Raw genomic sequence first — 17,200 nt, forward strand, 5'->3', positions numbered from 1 at the left:
GAGTTTATGAGACAACTATAGCCCAGTACGGCCCGAATTCCCATGTCAAGAAGGCTGTTAAATATGGAACAAAGTCATATCCTTATATATTGGAGGACCTGTAAGTCTTGGGAGAGACACCCATCATTTTCTTGAACATTTTGGAGAATAACAGCGCATCTTGGTAGCCTACAGAACCTGCAACCTCACTGATCGCATAGTTGCCTTTCTTCAGAAGCCCGCAAGCCCGCTCCATCCTGTAACGAAGAAGGTACTGCCTTGGAGGCAGGCCTGTAGCATCCTTGAAGATGGTCGACAAGTACTTCCGGTTAAGGCCCAAATTGGAAGCCAGCTTAGTAAGAGAGACATTCTCGCAATAATGGCTGTGGAGATACTCAAGAGAGCGGTGTATATATTCATCCTTGGAGTTAGCGTATGGTTGTAAATTAGAGGACGCGGGTGCGGCATCGATAAGCACAGACAAGAAGTCAGCCATGACGGCCAGCAGGCGCAGATCTCGGGTGATCTGATGATCCGCCGCTTCGTTAAGTAGATTATACAAATCCGGCATGAGCCGCGTATCCATTGGAAATACCGGGTGTTCAGGGGTCAGATGAGTGCGCGACAAGTAATCCTCAATTCGGCTACCCTGAAAGGCTACCCAGGAATAAGTCCAAGGCTGACTCTCATCCGCCTGGTAATAGATGACCTTTCCCGGATAACTGAGAAAAGCCTGCCCCGCGCTGAGCTCGTAAGTCTTGCGCCCGACTCTCACCACACCTTCACCGGAGTGGATGAAATGAATTTTGTAGACATCTCGCACCCCTGGACCGAAGGAATGACCCGGTGTGCAGTTCTCTTTTCCCCAGTAGGACAGGAGTATTACATTATATTCGCGTTCAGGACGATCCGTATTATAGTGAAAAGTAGCCATATCTCATGTAATTCCCTTCCGTATCTTGCATTCTACGAATCCAGCGTATCATACTTCGAAAGCCCTTTCACCCTGTTGCTGCTTCCAGATCTTGTTCTGATCATATCCCAAGAAGAAGGAGCTGTGCCCGGCAGCCATTTGAATGGTTACCAGGACAGCCCCTTGCTTGTGCAATCTTAGCTTAATTGGATGAGATGGCTTCAATACCATCTATATAAATGGTGCTTTTGAACGGATTATCCTTGGTGTAGCTCTCACCGGCCGGGGCATTCACATACACGGAGAACGCCTGGACTTTGGCTGCGCTTGCGGCATCCAGCTTCTTACCTGCATTGCTTGTGTCCCAAGAAGCTACAACGAAGTCCGAGAATGGAATCTCCACCCACCGCGGAGTTGTATCTGCCAAGGAAGGATAATATTCAAAGGAGACATCGCTAGCTTTCACCTGGATCACCAGCTTCTTGTTCTTGCCATCCGGTTCTAGCCACAACTTCAGCTTATTGCGGGATGACCAGTCACGGCTCCCCAGATTGAGGGTGACCCCGGTATACCCCTGGCCAGCCAGGGTATAATCCAGCTTCATTCCGTATTCGCCTGACGCCTTATGTGCGGTATCCAGCGAGATGGTATTGGTATCTCCGTTAGGACTGTAGGCTGCACGAAGCAGATCCGTACTTCCCTTGTAACCTTCATAACCATCTACCAGATAAGGATCGGTGGACTCCCCCGTGTAGGCATTAATCAAGCGTATGTTATCCACATAGATCGGTCCCGAATATTCAAGACCACTGCCGATTAACGCAATCGATAGTCCTTCTGCAGCTTGTCTGAGCTTGTCGTCAGTAAGATCTATAGAAGCTGTATATTTGCCATAGACGGTTCCTCCCACCGTAACGGTATTCAGTTCCGTCAGCTTGGAAGGAGCCTTTGTCTCGAATTTGGAGGTGCTTGGCGGCAGTTCGGCCGCTCCGTGCACACTGGCTTCCACATTCTTGGATCCAGCAGACACAGGAATCCATGCATCAAAAGAAACGCGGTTCACGTTCTTGAGGTCCTTAGCCGTGATCTTGCTCAGTCCGATCTTCAGTTCCTGCCACGAATCGGAAGATACCATATTCTTCACGTCAATTCTTAGCTTTCCGTCATCTGCAACTTTGGCATAAGAAAACTGGGATTCCATGGTAGTCGGCCAAGTTCCGTTGTTACGAACCTCATCAATTCCTTGATCAAAAGTTAGAGTCTTGAGCGGAATCTCAGGAATTCCCACATACACCGTAATCGTCTGCTTGAGTATTGTCTTATTCTTAGCATAGGTCTTAACGGTTAGCTCAGTCCCTTTGCCATTCAGGTCTGCCGATGGCGTCCATTCTGCCTGGTAGTAACCGTTCTTGGCAAGTGTCATCGGGTATTCAGCGGTTGAATTGCCGATAGAGTACACGACCTTGGACACATTCTGGTTCAGCACTCTTGCCCGGATTGTTGTGGTATTTGTCCGGATGGTCTCTTGTCCGGTCGGCGAGACGATATGCATGAAGGGCTGTTCTTTTACAGTGACAGCTTTGTTCTTATATACATTCTTCAGATCGCGGCTGAAATAGGTGTATGGATCTTTATAATAATTCACAAAGTCAGGAAGAAGCTCATGATCCCCGTATTGCGCGGAGTTCCGGTAAGGCACAAAGATCGAGTCATAGTTGAAGTTCGCCCAAGTCAGCATGTATGCCATACGGCTGGCATCAGGATCGGACTGCATGGCCCGGATTAACTTCGTATAGAAGTTCTTATCCGCTGTACCCGCAGGCTTCACGCCAGAATAACCAAACTCCGTAAAAGCCGCTACTTTTCCCTTGGCATCCGCCAGCTTGGAGATCAGCTTCGCATCATCTACAACCGTATCGAACCAGCCTTGGTTGCTGCCGTCGTAATACGTATCAAATCCCAGGATATCCACATAGTCATCTCCCGGATAAGTCTTCAGATACGTAGTATCGAGGTTGTTAAATGGGCTGCCCGGGGAGAAAGCGTACAGGAAGTTGTGTACACCCTTAACATCCCTTAAGTATTCCACCGTATAACGATAGATTTCAATATACTGCTCCTTGGTTGCATACGGAGCTCCCCACCAGAACCAGCCTCCATTCTGTTCATGGAACGGCCGGAAGATGACCGGAATGTTATTTCCCTTCCCATCCTTAAGATGGTGGGCGAAGTCCGCAATTTGATCCAGGAATGCATTGTATTGTGCGTGCTTGTCCCCGCCAGGCAGGATGTGACTTACCACGTTTCCGGTAGTATCATAGAAGTCCTTGCCAGTTACAAAGTTAGGCATATGAGAGCTCAGGGTCAGCACGCCGCCCATGTCATAGGCCTGTCTCATACTCTTCACAAGATTATCCCGGTTCTGTGCTGGTGTGTTGGCAGCGGTTCCGGGCTTCTCAAGGCCTTCCAGACTCAGCGTATCCCATCCGAACAAGGCCGGATAATCACCGACCGCGCTTTTGGCATCGGAAGCGGGCCCCGTACCTGTCTTCGCAGACAGGGCTTCATCCGTTGCATGCTGATGACCGAACAGCGTGTGCTGGCCCCGGATACTCTGCAGGTATACAAATAGGGAGCGTGTACTGGCCGTGGCTTCAGAGTCTGCCAGATTGATCTTCTTCTGCGTTCCCGAAGATTGTCCTATCTGCTTCTTGGCGCTGGAAGCCAGTGCCGGTGACATCGCGGTCATCATGAGCATAACGGTGAGCAGAGTAATCCATGCTTTCTGAAAGTTCTTCATAATTACCTCCTTAACGTATTCATGTGGAATGGTAGAGAAAACCGCGTCACATCTATAATGTAAGCGGTTTAATAGGGATTGTAGCAAGCCATCTCCAATAAATATAGGGACTGTATTTGTTTTTATATAACTCTCTTGTCTACCTTTATGATTCATTGTATTTTGTTATAGTTGTGTATAAGCTGAACCTCTATCTCTGCTCAAACAGGATAATTCAGAACAATAAATCACATTTGAGTACCTTTAAATCAAAATCAAAACAGCTATATAATGACCATGTAAACGCTAACAAAAATGAAAAGGGGCGAATGAATTGAAGAAAAAATTGTTCTCATCGGGGATATCCATGGTAATGGTTATGTCCATGCTGCTGTCGGGCTGCGGTTCTGATAGTACAAGCGGCGGTGATTCAGCCGCGAAGACGGACACGAACACTTCAACGAAGACGACGGCGAAGGAAGGCGCTGACATCAGCGGCAAGATCACCTTCCTTACCAACCGGACAGATATGATCGGGAAGGAATACGACGATTACCTCAAACGGTTCCATGAAAAATATCCGAATATCGAAGTCGAACTCGAGCCTTCTCAGACAGATTACAACCAGCAGGCTAAAGTTAGAATGGCCAGTCAGGAGCTTCCTGACGTCATGTTCATCCCAACCATTCCGAACTCAGATCTTCCTAAATATTTCGCTCCTTTAGATGACCTTGGACTTAATGACCGTATTACATTTAAAGACTTCAAAGCAGCTGATGGTAAAGTGTACGGAATTACATCCGGTAACTCTACTTCAGGGATTGTATATAACAAGAAAGCATTTGCTGATGCAGGCATCACGGCTGTTCCCAAAACATGGGATGAATTCCTCGCAGCCTGCGAGAAGCTGAAGCAGAAAGGCATCGTCCCTCTAGCTTCCAACTTTAAGGATAAATGGCCGCTGAACAACTGGGTCTATGATCTACCTCGTCTGATCGAGAACAATCCTAGCTTCCCGAATGACAAATTGAACACCGATACGCCATTCACCATGGACAACGGATACGGTAAAGCGATGAGCTTGCTTCGTGAGCTTAACGAAAAGGGTTACCTGGAGAAAGACATCAACTCGACGAATTGGGAACAGTCCAAGAAAGACATTGCTTCAGGCAAATTCGGCATGTACTTCCTGGGTAACTGGGTCATTAACCAGGTTATCGGAGCCGGAACCACTTCGGATAACGTAGGTTTCTTCCCACTGCCATATGATAACTCAGGCACTCCTTCTGCAGCACTCAGTCCAGACTTCTTCTACGCTGTAGCCAAGGACAGCGAGAATGTTGATGCGGCAAAGGCTTTCGTAAAATGGATGCTCGAGGATTCGGGCTATGAGGATTTCGCTGGATTCATTCCTCCACTCAAGGACAAGGAGTCCAAGCTCCCGCAACTTAAAGAGTTCCAGTCCGGCGGAGTTAAGCTTCAAGAAGGTACAGTCGATGATCCTGTAGTTACAGACATCAGCAACAAAGCACAGCTTGATCTGCCTGCTGTTGCCCAAGAATTCGTACTTGCTTCAGATCCACAAAAGGTACTCGACAAATGGAACGCGGCCTGGGCTAAAGCAAGAAAAGAAGTAAAGCACTAATCTAGATGGAATGAACTTAAGATATGAATGTATGGATTATGGCTAGCGCTTGTTGTTCAAGAGAATTAACCACGCAGTCTTTAGTTCAATCCATCTAGTCACAAATATGAAAATGGATTATCTCCTTCGGATAATCCATTTTCATTTAAAACCTGAAGATTTGAGAAAGAAGGTCTGATCGATGTTTGGAACCATGTCCTACAATAAGCAAAAAACGATCATTATTGTGTCTTTCCTGACCATTCCTCTGCTCCTGCTAGGCGTGTTCACCTACTATCCGGCGATCAAGCTGATCTACTTCAGCTTCACCAATTGGGACGGCTACAGCCCTGAGAAGCCATGGGTTGGACTGGCGAATTACCGTGAGGTATTCAGCAATCCGGATATCTTTAAGGTCTTTGAGCACAACTTTGCTTATTTCGTCATGGGTGTCGTGCAGAACATTATCGCGATTTATTTTGCAGTCATTCTGAGTAATCGGCTTCGCGGGAAGAACTTCTTCCGCATTCTATTATTCTTGCCTTATATCATGAACGGCGTTGCGGTAGCCTTCATGTTCGGTTATGTATTTGACACAACGAACGGCTCCCTCAATCTTCTGCTCGGGAACCTTGGCCTGTCCGGTCTCTCCCAGACCAGCTGGCTCGGTACTGAAGGCTTGGTCAATTACTCCCTGGCTTCAACAGGATTGTGGCGTTTTATGGGTTATAACATGGTTATTTATATCGCTTCCCTGCAGGCGATTCCGCGTGATATCTTCGAAGCAGCCAAGATAGACGGAGCTGGCTCCATGCAGACCTTATGGAGAATCACACTTCCTAATATGAAGCCGGTTATCCAGCTAAATCTGTTCCTTACCGTTACAGGTGCGCTTGAAGTATTTGATCTTCCTTTCGTCCTGACCAAGGGCGGTCCAGCAGGTGCCAGTCAGACTTATGTACAGCGTGTTGTCGAGACCGCCTTTGCTTACAACAACTACGGACTCGCTTCGGCCATGAGCATCATTCTGCTGTTCTTTGTCGTCTTTGTCCTCTTGATTCAGCAGCTTGTTCTTAACCGGGGAGGTAACAAATAGCCATGGGAAAATCAAAATTTCGAGTTATCGATATCATTAAATACTTAACCCTGCTCGCAGGCGTGTTCGTGGTGCTCTTCCCACCTTACGTTGTGCTAGTAAATGCCTTCAAATCTACGGATGAATTTAACACTACTAATTCAATGGCGCTTCCCAAGAGCTTTTTCAATATGGATAATTTCCTGATCGTGTTCAAGCGGGGACATTTGCTCAGCGGCTTTGGCAATATTCTCATCATTATAGTCGTTGCTCTGGCTCTAAACATTCTGTTCGGTACGATGGTTGCCTATGTACTGGGACGGTTCAGCTTCAAGCTGAAGCCGGTTATCTTCGGCGCTTATCTTGTAGCCACCATCATTCCAAGTATCACAACTCAAGTCGCTACTTTTGGTATTATTAAGAGTCTGGGCTTGTACAATACGCTGGGAGCCCCTATCATTCTATATATTGGCGCCGATGTGATCCAAATTATCTTATATCTTCAATTCATCCGGAACATTCCCGTAGATTTAGATGAAAGCGCCATGGTTGAAGGAGCTTCTTTATTTAAAATTTACCGGTCCATTATATTCCCTTTGCTGACACCCGCAACAGCTACACTGGTCATATTGAAGACAATTAGCATCTACAATGATATGTATATTCCCTACTTATACATGCCCAAACAAAGCCTTGGCGTAGTAACCACGGTACTTATGAGATTCCAGGGTGTAAATACAGCGGATTGGAATCTGATCTGCGCAGCAATCCTGGTGATACTTCTGCCGACCGTAATTCTGTATTTCTTCCTGCAGAAGTATATTTTTGAAGGCGTGACCAGCGGTGCGGTGAAGTAGGCTTAAGGGATGGAAAGGAAGGCCACGAAGTGAAGTTCTCAATAATACGTGCTGCCCTGCACCGCGGATGGTTGTTCCTAGCCAACCTTTCCATGCAAAAAAAGCTGATCGTCATCTTTGTCTTTCTCATTTCATTGCCGATCACCTATGTCAGCTACCTTTCTGCCCGCTCGACCCTGGAGTCCGTTCTTCAGAATGCCACGAATAATGCGGCTCAAATGACGACCAATGTCTCCGATACGATCGACAGTTATGTAGCCGATTTGAAGCGCTATACCGTTCTTCCTTTGTATAACAAGGATGTCCAGTATTATTTGGAACAAAAAGTTACCAATTGGGATAAAAACGTGAGTATATCCATGTTCCTCAGCTATCTCAGCCATACCAAGGACAAGATTACTGCGGTCTATATTGTCGATAAATACGGTTCGGTCTTCTATGACAAGAATACGACCATTAATGAACTCTATCCCTATGAACAGAGGGGCATGTGGAACAATTTAATCCGGAATAACGGCTCCACTCCCATTCTGACGGGCAAGCATACGATCCGGGTCAATCTGAATGGAAGCAAGGACGTGTTCAGTGTGGTCCGGACGATCAAGTCCGCAAGTACACTCAAGGATATCGGGATTATTGTCTTTGATACAGACACGAACATGCTGAGTGAAATTCTGGACCCTGTGAATCAAGTTACTCGAGGCAGCTCCATCATTGTGGATTCCCAGGGTAAAGTGCTATTTGCCAGCAAGAACAGCAGCTTTGACCCTTCGAAGCAGCTAAAGAGCTTAGTGCGGGAAGTCAAGGCGCCCAGAGGCTCTTTCCAATCCGACATTGAAGGTCATTCCTATTTAACGGTGTACAATGTATCCCCAGTAACAGGATGGGTGACGCTTGTTAACATTCCGCTGAGCCACATCCTTTCATCCTTTGAACAGAACCGCTCAGCATTAATTGTGACTACCTTGATTATTATTGGGTTTGCCTTATGTGTAGCGACCGTGATCTCCTACGCGCTTACCAAGCCGCTCAAATCCATGGTCCGCTTAATGAAGCAGGTTCAGCGCGGGAACCTTGGGGTATCCCTGAGTCCCAAATACAATGACGAGATTGGACTGCTCGGCGGTCAATTCAACAGGATGATTAACCGGATTAAAGATCTGCTGGAGGAGGTCTCTCTTACCGAGAAGCGTAAGCAAAAGGCGGATATGCGCGCGCTTCAGAGCCAGATCAATCCGCATTTCATCTACAACACGCTGGAATCCATCCGTATGCTGGCAGAGAGTAACGATGACCCGCGTGTGGCAGAGCTCACCTATTTGCTTGGACTGCAAATGAGATACAGCATTGTCCGTAGTGAAGAGACGGTTACGATCGCTCAGGAGCTTGATCATGTCAGGAATTATTTTCAGCTGCTGCAGATTCGTTTCCCAGGCAAATTCGAACTATTGATTGACGTACCGGATGCTTTCCTTGATCTCCCCGTTCTTAAACTGGTCTTTCAGCCCATTGTAGAGAATGCGGTATTTCACGGACTTGAGAAGAAGTTTGGCACCGGGCTTCTTACGATCTCCACCTGGCGTGAGCAGGATACAGTTCTGTTCTCGGTTACAGACAATGGAGTTGGCATGGATCAGGAGAAACTTCAAGCGCTCAATCAAAATCTTCGGACCTCAGACGCCGGAGAGAAATTCGGAATCGGTCTTCGCAATGTAAATGAACGCCTCTGTCTCCATTACGGCTATTCTTATGGTCTTCAAGTAGACAGCACACCTGGAGTAGGCACAACCGTAACGCTCAGGATTGATGGATTGTCCAACACAACAGAGATGAACAATATAGGATAGGGGGAACCCCATTGCTGCGTATTGTGATTGTAGATGATGAGGTCTTAATTCGTGAAGGCCTTGCCCATATGATCCACAAAGAAAGCCCCGATTTCCAAATTACAGCCAGCTGCTCGGATGGTCAGGAGGTGCTGGAGAACATTAATTTGAACGAAATTGATGTCATCCTCACCGACATTCGGATGCCCCAAATTGGAGGCCTTGAATTAATTCGGGAGCTTAAAGAAAGACGTCCTCAAATTCGCTCCATTCTAATGAGCGGTTTCACAGAGTTCAATTATGCCAGGGAAGCGATCAAGTATTCAGCTGTAGATTATTTGCTTAAGCCTATCAATAAAGATCAGCTGTTCGAACTTCTATACCGGCTCAGCGAGGAGAAAGCAGCAGCCCGGCTCAAAGAGGATCGGCAGCGCAGAGGACTTCTCCTGTCAATCCTGCTAAGCCGGGCTCCTTCATCCCTGCTGCTGCCAGAGCTTATGCTACCTCGCCCCTGCTTCACGCTTGTCGCCATCAAAATGAGCCGCCCGGGAGACCTGCAAATTGAGCAGACGAACACGCCTCTGTTGATTGACCGGCTGGATCTTCAAGAAAGATTGCAGATAATGGTCTGTTATTCCGAGAAGGAGCTTACCGATCACGAGCTTCGGACTTTCTGCAGCTCTATTGTCTCTTCCGTACCGACCAGGCCTACTCTCCACATAGGAATCAGCCGTTCCTATACAGAACTTGCAGACTTCTATCCAGCCTATTTGGAGGCCAAGCAAGCTTGTGATCGGGGCATTTATAGCGATTCCTATCTGCACATTGCCAACATTCAGGATATGGACCTTCGCTCACCATGTACCCTTGACAAGTTAACCGGCGGCAGATCCGAACTGATTCACGAGCTGCAAATCCTGAATCTTGAGAATATTATGAGCTGGATTACTAAAGGACTTGCAGCCTTGAAATCCGAATACGCCGAGCCCGAAACCTACCTGGAGTACGCACAGTGGATCAAAGAAATCGCAGCCCATGAGCTGCAGGAATTGGATTTGATCTATCATACTAACGCTGAATTAGAGAGAATTCTGATGGCAAGTATGACGTATACCGAATTGGAACAGCAATTTATCAATGCGTTCCACTCCATGTTCACCGAGATTCGAACCCGGCGGATGTGCATGGGAGCAAATGCCGTGGAGACAGTAAAGCAATGGATCACCGCTAACTACAATCAGCAGGCCGACCTTAATGAGCTAGCCCAAATGGTGTTCTTGACTCCCAGCTACTTAAGTAAGCTGTTCAAGCAGGAGACCGGACTCACCTTAACGGATTATATGATTGAAGTCCGCATTAACAAGGCCAAGCATCTTCTTAAGACGGAGCCAGGGATGAAGATTCACAGTATTGGTGCAGAGGTTGGCTATGCAGATCCTGCTTATTTCAACAAGCTCTTCAAGAGGATTGTAGGGGTTACTCCCAATACCTACAAACAAATTTCCAGACAATCCGGCCTAATCTCCCGTTAATCGTCTAACGGGCGGCAGCATGCCAATCCAGTAATTTGCCCAAAATAAAAAGCCTGAATTTTCAGGCTTTTCTTAGTTTCGGAAACGGTATCCAGCTCCCCACACGGTCTCAATGTATTCTGTTCTCGATGGACCGGTCTCGATCTTCTCGCGCAGCTTTCGGATATGAACGGTAACGGTCTGGGCATCACCTAAGGAATCGAAGCCCCAGACACTGTCGAACAGATGATTCTTGCTAAAGACCCGGTTCGGATTCTGGGCAAGGAATTGAAGCAGATCGAACTCCTTCGTCGTCAGGGTAACTTCGTTCTCCTGAAGAAACACTCTTCGGGAATCGGCATCAATCCGTAGATCCCGGATCCGAATTTCGTTCGGCACGGCCTTATCTCCGATTAGCCGCTCATATCTGGCAAGATGCGCCTTCACTCTAGCTACCAATTCTCCTGGTTTGAAAGGCTTCGTAATGTAATCATCCGCACCCAGACCCAGTCCTCTTATGACGTCAATATCTTCCTTCTTGGCGGTAACCATAAGAATCGGCACATTTGAGACGGCGCGAATCTGTCTGCAGACCTCGAAACCGTTCATCCCGGGCAGCATCAGATCCAGGAGGACCAAATCATACTGTCCGCTAAGCCCCAGTTCAAGTCCCTTCTGCCCGTCAAAGGCAATCTCTACCTGATAGCCGTTTACTTCAAGATAATCTCTCTCAAGTTCCGCAATAAGCTGTTCATCTTCTACAATTAGAATACTTTTCAAGCTATGTCACCCTCTTGATATGGTATAAGCGGGAGGGTAATTCGTATGCTGGTGCCAACACCCTTCACACTTTCTGCCTGAATACTACCCCGATGCCCTTCAATCATCTGTCTCGCTATCGCAAGGCCCAGTCCACTCCCCCCTGTAACGCTGTTCCGCGATGGATCTTCTCTATAAAATCGTTCAAACACGTAAGGGAGAGCCTCTGGAGCGATTCCCTGCCCATTATCTGTAATGGAGAGAACCAGATGTCCTCTCGCTTCATAAGCTTTAAGCTTAATTTCTTTGTCAGTTTTGTCCATGTATTTCAAGCTATTGCTGATGATATTCGAGAATACCCGCCGGATCTTATCCCGGTCTATAGAGATCTTCGTCCCTTCAGCCGCCTGAATATCAGATTCGAACTGGATCCCCTGTTTGTTAAGCTCGAACCGAAGTTCCTCGGACCAATCGGCAAGAAAGGAACGCAGGTTAATCTGTTCGAAATGAAAGGGAAGACGGTTAAGATCCAGCTTGGAAAACAGAAACAGCTCATCAATTAAATGGTCCATCTCCTCTGCCTTGAGAGAGATAATATCCATATATTTCTTCACTTTATCTGGAGTATCCGCTACTCCATCTCCAATCCCTTCCAGATACCCACGGATCGCCGTAAGCGGCGTTCTCAGATCATGCGAGATATTTGAGACTAGCTCTTTGCGGTTCTCTTCATATTGAAGCTGGGTTTCAATGGATTCCTTGAGCTGTACCCGCATTTGCTCGAAAGCAAGACTCAGTTCTCCTATCTCATCTTTGTTCGTAAATTGAAGCTCGGAGTTCAGATCCCCTGATTTGATCCGCTTGGTGGCATCTTTTAATTTGTTCAAAGGCCGGATGATGCTTCTGGATACGAAATAAGTCAGCAGACTGTGAGTTAGTATAAGAATGAAGATCAGACTTAGGAATAAAATAAAAGCGAATTTTTGCACAAAATGAATTACTGGATTCACACTGGTAATTACATATACAGTTCCTGGCTGATGATCTGCAAAAGTGAAATTGTAGAGTGTCATGTTAATCGACTCTTTGTCATACTTGAGGGATTCATTCTTCCGGGTCGTACCTTCCACCTGATACTTATCCAGTACCGATAGAATACCCTTGTTCTTCAGGGAAGGTGATACATAAATGAAATGCCCCTCCTTGCGGACAATCAGATTGGAATTGGTAAGATCAAGCTCATCTGAAAGCTCTCTAAGATAGCCGGAATCCGATAACATGGCGGGGCTGCTCTTCGCGGTCCTGCCTATTTCCTTCACCAGACGTTCCAGACTGTGATCCTCATAATAGTCCTTGGAATATCCATACTTCTCATGCAAAGCCTGAAGATCTCCCTTGAATACAAAAGTGAGCAGTAAAGCCGTAATCACCATCAAAATTAACGGGACTACCAGCATAGCTGCGTAAGAGAGGATTAATTTTAACCGGATGGACATTTACATCTTCCTTTATCTTAGACCTGTGTGCGATCAAACTTGAAGTAGCCCAGTGAGAAGAACAAGACACTGCTGGCCAGCAGGAACAAGGTGCCTGTAGCTAGCGTGCCTGGCCGCACATAGGAACTAAGCCATAGCCTATGCCAGTCTGTATAGTTCAAGGGCGAAAAAGCCGAGAAAGAACTTATCAGAAACGGTGCAATTTTGAACACTGCATACAGTATGAGCGCTGCAATGACGAATCCGCTGACGCTTTTGAAGAATTGGGCTATGAATACAAAGACGGCGCTTATCGCTAGCATGGCGACAAATGCGGCAGCAAAGGCTTTCAAGTTACTTAGAACTTCGCCGGAGCCATTCAGAGTTCCTGCAAATAGAGTGCATAACAATGTCGTGATGAACAGAATCACCAGAATTCCACCGACTGCTGTAGCCAGCACGGCGGCCCTGCTCATGAACACCTGCAGCCTTGTAACAGGTCTGAGGAAAGCAAGCTTAAGCGTTCGGGATGCGATCTCATTTGGGAAGAGATCTGCGGTAAGCGTCAGGATCACAAGGGGGATCCATAAGCTCGTGTACAGACTCAGCATTTCAATTGGAAATGAGGATCCTACGGCAATCAGGGCAAGCAGCGGTTCAAGTCCTTTAAGTGCCAAGGCAACCAGCACCGGGAGAACTGCCGAGACTATGGCGATCAGATAAGCTTTTCTCCGATAAAATAACAGATTAAGCTCATTCATATAAGAAGCCTTCCACTTATGCATGCCGAATCTCCTCTCTCTTGCCTTGTAGCTGCTCAATATAGAACTCCTCCAGGGACTGATTATGTGCCAGCAGGTCTGTGACATAACCTTCCTTGATCAGCCGCCCTTGAACGACAACGCCTACCCGATTGCAAAGCTGCTCGAGCTCATGAATCATATGGCTGGATATCAGGAAGGTGGTCTTCTTCTGCTCATTCATGCTCATTATCAGCTTTCGGAACATAACAACCCCTTCGATGTCCAGACCATTCGTAGGTTCGTCAAGAATGACTAACTTTGGCTCCGGCAGTACGGCGGCCGCTAGCGCAAGCTTCTGCTTCATCCCGGCTGAGAAGCCTTTAATCTTATCCTTACGCACGTAGGCAAGCCCGGTGTATTCCAGGAGCTCATCAATCCTACTGGCCTTAACATGAGGATAGAACCTGGCAACACTTTGAAGATACTGCCTGGCACTGAGGAACTCATGGAAGTCCGCGGATTCGATCATGCATCCCACCTGCTCAAGGCCTTTGCCATAGCTGACAACGCCTTCCTCACCAAATAAGGACACGGTCCCGTGGTCATAACGGATTAATCCGGTTATAGCCTTCAGAAATGTAGTCTTGCCGGCCCCGTTGGGACCGAGCAAGCCATATACATCCCCTGTATGAAGCTCCAGCTCCATCTGATATATGCCCCTGTCATTTCTATACCGCTTGCCCAGGTTAACTGTCTTCAGTACAGATTCCAAATGAAATCCCTCCAAGTAAGAAAATAGGGACAGACAGGCCGATAAAAGGTGCCTTTCCTGTCTATCCCTTCTGTCCCTTCTGTTCCAACCGTAAATCAAGTTATTTGTTCTTGTTATCTGCCTTAAAGACGCCTTATCGGCTCGATTTCAAGGTTTGAACCTTCTTGCCCTTTAAATCAAGGGTATCCGGTGTGGTACTGTTAAACCCAGTGAAGTCGGTCTGCAAATGAATAACCAGTTGATGAGCCGTCCCGGCGGCATCTTTACCGGACACCGTCAAGTCCGCTTCCTGGTGCTGAATATAGTTCGAGGCATTGACAGTTGCTTTTACGGAGACATGATCAATCTTAATATCTTGGGTTAGCTGTGGCAGTTCATCTTTTAGAAGATGCTTATGGAAAGGGAGAACCTGGGATGTGCTGTCTTTAGACTGCATCTCATCCCTGTGCTTTGTTGCTTCTTTGATAGCAAGGGGAGCAATCGCATTGACAACAGCAGGAAGCTGCGCTTGATCAAGCTGCATGGAGATCATCTTGGTCCCATCTGCAGCCGAGTCCAAGTTCACATAATCTTTCAGATTACCGACCAGAGCATCAATGACCGTCCCTATTTGGCGGGAAGTCTCTGGATCAGTAGAATGATCCATTTTCTTGAAATGGGATTCATTCTTATCCTGCTTCACATAGTAAGTATCACTGCCGTCTGTTTTTAGAATCGTCTGATTATTCTGGTTATAGATACTAAGCTTCTGATGCTCTCCTCCTGCCGCGATATCCGCCGTCCCGCTCATAGCCCCGCTCTGCCCATTCATTTTGAATTCGGCATTCGCTGTCTCCAACACTTTTCCATTATCCTGAATGGAAGCGGCACCTTGTAAAGTGACACTCTGGATTGTTCTTGCGTTCTTCAAAGCAGACATGTACGCTTCATAACCTGAAGAGCTTGCCATCGCACTGAGTCCTGTTGTCACCATAAGCGCCGCACTAAGACCCACCGTACTACCTAACACCAGCCATTTCTTCTTCATATTGAACCTCCTGTGATTGTGATTAACTTCAATTGCTATGATAAAAGCAAGAAATAAATTGCCAGTGAACCATTTATTAAAATTTTCTTAAATAACATAACGAGCTATGCCAAAAGAAATCTCCTATAAACAAAACAGCAAGCCTCCAATAACTCGGAGACTTGCTGTAATTTGCTGCACGTTCCTACTTCTCTTCCCGTCTAGATGTATTGCCCTTACCAACTTTGGTTACCATATCCTCCGCAAGCTCCTGTCCGAACTGATCAAGCCGGCTGGGACTGGCTGCTGGACCTGTATTCTTGGGCTTATTGTTTCTACCTGACAAATCGATCACCTCCATGTATTAACATGATCGACTTGGTCAGGTTTCATGCATTGACACGAAACCTAAGGGTGTCCTATAATCACAATATGAAACCTTTTGGTTACATAACAGATTGCGATTAAATAATCAGGTTGTCTACATCATAACATTCGGAGGTTACATCACATGAGCAATTTAAGTTCAAATTCACTGCCGGACATTCGGCACACCTTTACATTTAACGCCCCGATTCAGAAGGTATGGGACGCTGTTGCTACTGCGGAAGGAATGGCCGCCTGGTTCATGCCCAACGACTTCAAGGCTGAGCTTGGACATGAATTTCACCTTGATGCTGGTCCCTACGGCAAGAATCTTTGCAAAGTAACTGAGCTTGACCCCCCTGCCAAGCTTTCATTCAGCTGGACCAAGAACTGGGCAATTACTTTTGAATTAAAGGAACTGGATGGACAGACCGAGTTCACCCTAATCCATGCCGGCTGGGATGCTGCAGATCAGGTTCCTTATAACAATATGAATCACGGCTGGGCGGAGATTGGGCAGCGACTTGGCAGACATGTCCAAGCCTAGTGGGGATGCCGCGTCTGCGAAGCATGATGTCTTTCAGGCTATCGCGGACCCCACCCGGCGCAGCCTGCTTAAGATGCTCGTAGACCAGGAGATGCCAGTGACGGCCATAAGCGGTCACTATCCGATCAGCCGAACAGCTGTATCCAAGCATTTGAGAATACTGGCAGAGGCAGGCCTTGTCAAAGAGAGAAAGGTCGGACGGGAAACCCGTTACCGCCTCGATCCCGAGCCGCTCACTGAGTTGAAGCGTTGGCTGAGCTTCTACGAACGATTTTGGGACAACAAAATGGCTCTGCTCAAGAACTATGTGGAGTCTGAGGATACCAAGTAAGATCGAATTAGCATCAGATCAAAGGAACACTTTAGCATAACTGCTGTAGTTTTCAGGTCGCCGAGAGGTTCTCGGCGGCCTTTTCCAGCTGTGTAGCAACACCTTATCAGCTGTAATCTTCTATTACGGACAATTTACCTTCTTGGCTCTGGAATACAGACTTCCCTTGCAGCTGAATTTTATCGCCCGCCTTTAGGCCGTTCGGCAGATCAACAGCCAGAACCCCTTCATAGTCTATCTGCACCTCTGCTTTGTCACCGGAAGATATGTAATCCGTCACGGTCTGGCATCGGCTTGAGAATATCGTAGTCGACTTCTCCGCCAGCGCTCTGAACTCTTCAATTCCATGGGTCTCTGTGGTAACTTCTCCATTTGAAAAGTTCCGGAACAGAACCTCTTTATGTAACAATCTGACCATACCCTCGATATCGAAGGCATTGTATGCCTCAATATATTTATCTACAATTTCTTTCATCAAATCCCTGTTCATCCTCATTCTCCTCTCCTCTCTCCCCCCTATATATTCACCAGTAATATCCAGTTTCCTTCCTTTATCAGCAACTATCCTGCAAAAATAAACACCCCGGTCTAATCCATACGGATATAGCCGGGGTGTTATTAATCAATATTTACCAAA

At 46.9% G+C, this 17,200-nt stretch carries 16 protein-coding genes; 7 read left to right on the forward strand and 9 right to left on the reverse strand.

All coding sequences use genetic code 11. From position 1 onward, the window contains the following. Window positions 1-82 precede the first annotated feature (82 nt). Both ACEN86_RS11570 and ACEN86_RS11575 read right to left on the reverse strand, forming a co-directional pair. Window positions 83-913 (reverse strand): AraC family transcriptional regulator, encoded by an 831-nt coding sequence (locus ACEN86_RS11570; protein ID WP_495630797.1) that lies wholly within the window; start codon window positions 911-913, stop codon window positions 83-85. A 181-nt stretch (window positions 914-1,094) separates the two neighbouring features. After that, the gene (locus tag ACEN86_RS11575) at window positions 1,095-3,692 is read right to left on the reverse strand and encodes a glycosyl hydrolase (protein ID WP_495630798.1); all 2,598 of its coding nucleotides are present in this window, start codon (window positions 3,690-3,692) and stop codon (window positions 1,095-1,097) included. A gap of 313 nt (window positions 3,693-4,005) precedes the next feature. Here ACEN86_RS11575 and ACEN86_RS11580 point away from each other — a divergent pair, with 313 nt between their 5' ends. The 5 genes from ACEN86_RS11580 (at window position 4,006) to ACEN86_RS11600 (ending at window position 10,585) form a co-directional block, all read left to right on the forward strand. After that, window positions 4,006-5,316 carry an ABC transporter substrate-binding protein gene (locus ACEN86_RS11580; RefSeq protein ID WP_495630799.1) on the forward strand — a complete coding sequence of 437 codons (1,311 nt, stop codon included), beginning with the start codon at window positions 4,006-4,008 and terminating at the stop codon, window positions 5,314-5,316. A gap of 181 nt (window positions 5,317-5,497) precedes the next feature. Continuing rightward, window positions 5,498-6,391 (forward strand): carbohydrate ABC transporter permease, encoded by an 894-nt coding sequence (locus ACEN86_RS11585; RefSeq protein WP_495630800.1) that lies wholly within the window; start codon window positions 5,498-5,500, stop codon window positions 6,389-6,391. Window positions 6,392-6,393: 2 nt separating this feature from the next. Continuing rightward, window positions 6,394-7,227 (forward strand): carbohydrate ABC transporter permease, encoded by an 834-nt coding sequence (locus ACEN86_RS11590; RefSeq protein WP_495630801.1) that lies wholly within the window; start codon window positions 6,394-6,396, stop codon window positions 7,225-7,227. 29 nt (window positions 7,228-7,256) lie between these two features. Beyond that, window positions 7,257-9,074 carry a cache domain-containing sensor histidine kinase gene (locus ACEN86_RS11595; RefSeq protein ID WP_495630802.1) on the forward strand — a complete coding sequence of 606 codons (1,818 nt, stop codon included), beginning with the start codon at window positions 7,257-7,259 and terminating at the stop codon, window positions 9,072-9,074. 11 nt (window positions 9,075-9,085) lie between these two features. Beyond that, complete coding sequence (locus ACEN86_RS11600) at window positions 9,086-10,585, forward strand: response regulator (RefSeq protein WP_495630803.1); 1,500 nt, start codon at window positions 9,086-9,088, stop codon at window positions 10,583-10,585. A 72-nt stretch (window positions 10,586-10,657) separates the two neighbouring features. Here ACEN86_RS11600 and ACEN86_RS11605 read toward each other — a convergent pair whose 3' ends face one another. The 6 genes from ACEN86_RS11605 to ACEN86_RS11630 form a co-directional block, all read right to left on the reverse strand. Further along, entirely contained in the window at window positions 10,658-11,344 is a 687-nt protein-coding gene (locus tag ACEN86_RS11605) for a response regulator transcription factor (protein WP_495630804.1), read from the reverse strand. Then, entirely contained in the window at window positions 11,341-12,819 is a 1,479-nt protein-coding gene (locus tag ACEN86_RS11610; RefSeq protein ID WP_495630805.1) for a sensor histidine kinase, read from the reverse strand. Before ACEN86_RS11610 ends, ACEN86_RS11605 begins: the two co-directional genes overlap by 4 nt. A gap of 17 nt (window positions 12,820-12,836) precedes the next feature. Next, window positions 12,837-13,583: an ABC transporter permease gene (locus ACEN86_RS11615; protein ID WP_495630806.1), complete on the reverse strand. Its 747-nt coding sequence runs from the start codon at window positions 13,581-13,583 to the stop codon at window positions 12,837-12,839. Next, window positions 13,576-14,313, reverse strand: a complete 738-nt coding sequence (locus ACEN86_RS11620; protein WP_495630807.1) for an ABC transporter ATP-binding protein — start codon at window positions 14,311-14,313, stop codon at window positions 13,576-13,578. Before ACEN86_RS11620 ends, ACEN86_RS11615 begins: the two co-directional genes overlap by 8 nt. Before the next feature lie 133 nt (window positions 14,314-14,446). Then, window positions 14,447-15,340, reverse strand: coding sequence for a hypothetical protein (locus ACEN86_RS11625; protein WP_495630808.1), 894 nt, complete (start codon window positions 15,338-15,340; stop codon window positions 14,447-14,449). A 184-nt stretch (window positions 15,341-15,524) separates the two neighbouring features. After that, complete coding sequence (locus ACEN86_RS11630; RefSeq protein ID WP_495630809.1) at window positions 15,525-15,665, reverse strand: hypothetical protein; 141 nt, start codon at window positions 15,663-15,665, stop codon at window positions 15,525-15,527. Window positions 15,666-15,830: 165 nt separating this feature from the next. On the opposite strand from ACEN86_RS11630, the gene ACEN86_RS11635 reads away from it, so the two are divergent. Further along, on the forward strand, window positions 15,831-16,232 hold the full coding sequence (locus tag ACEN86_RS11635) for an SRPBCC family protein (protein ID WP_495630810.1): 402 nt from the start codon (window positions 15,831-15,833) through the stop codon (window positions 16,230-16,232). After that, a complete protein-coding gene (locus ACEN86_RS11640; RefSeq protein WP_495630811.1) occupies window positions 16,219-16,563 on the forward strand; it encodes an ArsR/SmtB family transcription factor in 345 nt (114 codons plus the stop codon). Before ACEN86_RS11635 ends, ACEN86_RS11640 begins: the two co-directional genes overlap by 14 nt. 106 nt (window positions 16,564-16,669) lie before the next feature. Here ACEN86_RS11640 and ACEN86_RS11645 read toward each other — a convergent pair whose 3' ends face one another. Beyond that, window positions 16,670-17,053 (reverse strand): nuclear transport factor 2 family protein, encoded by a 384-nt coding sequence (locus ACEN86_RS11645; RefSeq protein WP_495630812.1) that lies wholly within the window; start codon window positions 17,051-17,053, stop codon window positions 16,670-16,672. Window positions 17,054-17,200 lie beyond the last annotated feature (147 nt).

Source organism: Paenibacillus sp. Paensp111, from assembly GCF_059492195.1.

Coding starts and splice junctions, on each gene's coding strand:
- ACEN86_RS11570 (WP_495630797.1), bottom strand. CDS start 913: ATGGCTACTTTTCACTATAATACGGATCGTCCTGAACGCGAATATAAT.
- ACEN86_RS11575 (WP_495630798.1), bottom strand. CDS start 3,692: ATGAAGAACTTTCAGAAAGCATGGATTACTCTGCTCACCGTTATGCTC.
- ACEN86_RS11585 (WP_495630800.1), top strand. CDS start 5,498: ATGTTTGGAACCATGTCCTACAATAAGCAAAAAACGATCATTATTGTG.
- ACEN86_RS11590 (WP_495630801.1), top strand. CDS start 6,394: ATGGGAAAATCAAAATTTCGAGTTATCGATATCATTAAATACTTAACC.
- ACEN86_RS11610 (WP_495630805.1), bottom strand. CDS start 12,819: ATGTCCATCCGGTTAAAATTAATCCTCTCTTACGCAGCTATGCTGGTA.
- ACEN86_RS11615 (WP_495630806.1), bottom strand. CDS start 13,583: ATGCATAAGTGGAAGGCTTCTTATATGAATGAGCTTAATCTGTTATTT.
- ACEN86_RS11625 (WP_495630808.1), bottom strand. CDS start 15,340: ATGAAGAAGAAATGGCTGGTGTTAGGTAGTACGGTGGGTCTTAGTGCG.
- ACEN86_RS11635 (WP_495630810.1), top strand. CDS start 15,831: ATGAGCAATTTAAGTTCAAATTCACTGCCGGACATTCGGCACACCTTT.
- ACEN86_RS11640 (WP_495630811.1), top strand. CDS start 16,219: ATGTCCAAGCCTAGTGGGGATGCCGCGTCTGCGAAGCATGATGTCTTT.
- ACEN86_RS11645 (WP_495630812.1), bottom strand. CDS start 17,053: ATGAACAGGGATTTGATGAAAGAAATTGTAGATAAATATATTGAGGCA.